Here is a 2,631-nt window from a genome sequence, read left to right as displayed (position 1 = left end):
TGTTTTGGTGATAAAAAAGGCCGTCTGAACATTCAGACGGCCTTTGTATTTGATGGCAAACCGTTTTATTTGCCGATACAGAAGCGCGAGAAAATCACGCCCAGCAAATCGTCGGCGGTAAATTCGCCTGTGATTTCGCTGCACGCGTTTTGGGCGAGGCGCAGGTGTTCGGCGAAAAGCTCGATTTGGTTGTTGTCGCAGAGGGCGGCGTTTTCCAGCTCGGCTTCGGCTTCGTGCAGGGCGTTGAGGTGGCGGCTGCGGGCGAGGAACAGGCTTTCGCTTTCGCCCTGCCAGCCGACTTCCTGCAACAGCGCGTGTTTGAGTAAGTCAAGACCCGCGCCGGTTTTGGCGGACAGGCTGATGACACTTTCCGCGCCGGTTTGCGCGAGGCCGTCTGAACGGACGGCGACAGGTTCGCCGGTCAGGTCGGCTTTGTTGTGGATTTCGATTTTTTTCAAACCTTCGGGCAGGCTGTTCAAAATGGCTTGGGTTTTGGCGTTCACGCCTTCGCGCGGGTCAATCAGAATCAGGGCGACATCGGCTTCGGAGACGGCTTTGCGGCTGCGCTCGATGCCGATTTGTTCGACCACGTCGTCGGTTTCGCGCAGACCGGCGGTGTCGATGATGTGGACGGGCACGCCGTCGAGGGTGATTTGTTCGCGCACGGTGTCGCGGGTGGTGCCGGCGATGTCGGTTACGATGGCGATGTCGTCGCCAGCCAAGGCGTTGAGCAGGCTGGATTTGCCGACGTTGGGCGCGCCGACGAGGACGACGTTCATGCCTTCGCGCAAAATCGCGCCTTGTTCCGCACTGGCAAGCACGGTTTCCAGACGGCCTTGCAGGGCTTGGAGCTTGCCGCGCGCGTCGGCGGCTTCGAGAAAGTCGATGTCTTCTTCGGGGAAGTCCAGCGTGGCTTCGACCAGCATCCGCAAAGTAATAAGGTCGTCTACCAGCTCGTGTATGTGTCGGGAAAATGCGCCTTTGAGCGAACGCAACGCCATACGTGCGGCAGACTTGCTGGAGGCGTCGATGAGGTCGGCGACGCTTTCGGCTTGTGCAAGGTCGAGTTTGTTGTTGAGGAAGGCGCGTTTGGTAAATTCGCCCGGCTCCGCCATGCGCGCACCCAGTTCGAGGCAGCGCGAGAGCAACATGTCCATCACGACGGGGCCACCGTGTCCCTGCAACTCAATCACGTCTTCGCCGGTAAAGCTGGCTGGCGCGGCGAAGTAGAGCAGGATGCCGTTGTCTATCGGCTGTCCGTCGCCGCCGAGAAAGTCGGTGTAAAGCGCGGTGCGCGGCTTGGGCGTTTTGCCGCCGCTGAGGGTTTGCGCCAAAGGCAGCAGGTTTTTGCCGGAAAGGCGGATCACGCCGACTCCACCGCGTCCGGGTGCGGTGGCGATGGCGGCGATGGTGGGTTGGGTTACGGACATGAGAACTCGCGTATAGGTAAATTTAATGTGCGTATTATAGCAAAAGGCCGTCTGAAACTTTGGGTTTTGGGGTTTCAGACGACCTTTTTAGCAGATTGGCAATGTGGGCGGACTACTTAAACGGTTCAGGTATTTTTAATTTCCAAATCATCCGGTAGTAAGTCGTGTACGGAACAGTTTAAAGCAGAAGACAGTTGATATAGTTTATCAACCGTTATGTTGACCTCCCCCCTTTCTATTCTACCCATATAGCTTCTGTCTATATCGGCAAGTAAGGCTAAGCTTTCTTGGTTGATATTGGACTGTTTGCGGATTTCTCGGATTTTTATACCTATCAAAACACTGATTTTACTCATGAGATTTGTCTTCACAAATCTCAAAATATCCAATTTTGACGCCTATTTATCCACGGATTATAATCCGTATTTTTGGAAAATACCTAATGTGGAGAATGTTAAATGACAAGTTATATTGAAAGCTCTTTAGGGCGAGGTGAACGTATTGTTTATAAAGCGCAAGTATCGTGGTTTTCCCAATTCTGGAGGATTTTTTTCGGTATCCTGCTGTTGATGTGGGTAATCGGTATCGTATTTATAGTGTTCGCGGTATTGAATGTAATGACAACCGAGCTTGCTTTAACTAACAAAAGGGTTATCGCTAAGTTTGGCTTTATCCGCCGGCAAACAATTGAGATAAATATCAACCGTATCGAAAGTATTTCGGTAAATCAAGGTTTTTGGGGCAGGATTTTCAATTATGGCTCCGTAGTGGTCAGAGGGACGGGCGGCAGTCATGCTCCGATTCCTTATATCGCACGACCAATGGAGTTCCGTCAACAATTCAATGATTTTATAGATAACGAAATTGGTGGTGGCTCGAAAAATCAAATTGAATTAAAACCGCCTGCCGTTTGAGGTGGGTGGAAACGGTGGTTTTTGTTTTATATAGCCCAATTACTTTATTTTCGATACGCAATACCTATTGCCGTCATTTCCGCGCAGGTGGGACTGACGAGGTTGGAAGCCTTGAAATATCGGAAGTTAGTTATGTTTGCTATAGCAAAATTGTAATTAAATATTTATTTCTATCGATCCGAATATGAAAAGGCCGTCTGAAACTTTGGGTTTCAGACGGCCTGAGACCTTTGCAAAATTCCCCAAAATCCCCTAAATTCCTACTAAGCCATTTAGGGGATTTCCAT

3 protein-coding genes are annotated in these 2,631 nt (G+C 50.8%); 1 reads left to right on the top strand and 2 read right to left on the bottom strand.

The genetic code is table 11. The features are described from left to right. Positions 1-65: 65 nt before the first annotated feature. Both mnmE and ACTHSP_RS19410 read right to left on the bottom strand, forming a co-directional pair. Positions 66-1,430, bottom strand: coding sequence for a tRNA uridine-5-carboxymethylaminomethyl(34) synthesis GTPase MnmE (gene mnmE / locus ACTHSP_RS19415; RefSeq protein WP_440346718.1), 1,365 nt, complete (start codon positions 1,428-1,430; stop codon positions 66-68). 125 nt (positions 1,431-1,555) lie between these two features. Then, positions 1,556-1,786 (bottom strand): helix-turn-helix domain-containing protein, encoded by a 231-nt coding sequence (locus ACTHSP_RS19410; protein WP_049344313.1) that lies wholly within the window; start codon positions 1,784-1,786, stop codon positions 1,556-1,558. A 102-nt stretch (positions 1,787-1,888) separates the two neighbouring features. Between ACTHSP_RS19410 and ACTHSP_RS19405 the strand changes: the two genes are divergently transcribed. Next, positions 1,889-2,344, top strand: coding sequence for a PH domain-containing protein (locus ACTHSP_RS19405; protein ID WP_107769106.1), 456 nt, complete (start codon positions 1,889-1,891; stop codon positions 2,342-2,344). The last annotated feature ends 287 nt before the right edge of the window (positions 2,345-2,631 follow it).

This window comes from Neisseria sp. P0001.S005 (assembly GCF_051963715.1).
Note: the sequence above shows the minus strand (reverse complement) of the source record. Positions and strands in the feature narration are given on the sequence as shown.

What these genes read in the sequence shown, in the direction of transcription:
- mnmE (WP_440346718.1), bottom strand. Translation starts at nt 1,430, where the DNA reads ATGTCCGTAACCCAACCCACCATCGCCGCCATCGCCACCGCACCCGGA.
- ACTHSP_RS19410 (WP_049344313.1), bottom strand. Translation starts at nt 1,786, where the DNA reads ATGAGTAAAATCAGTGTTTTGATAGGTATAAAAATCCGAGAAATCCGC.
- ACTHSP_RS19405 (WP_107769106.1), top strand. Translation starts at nt 1,889, where the DNA reads ATGACAAGTTATATTGAAAGCTCTTTAGGGCGAGGTGAACGTATTGTT.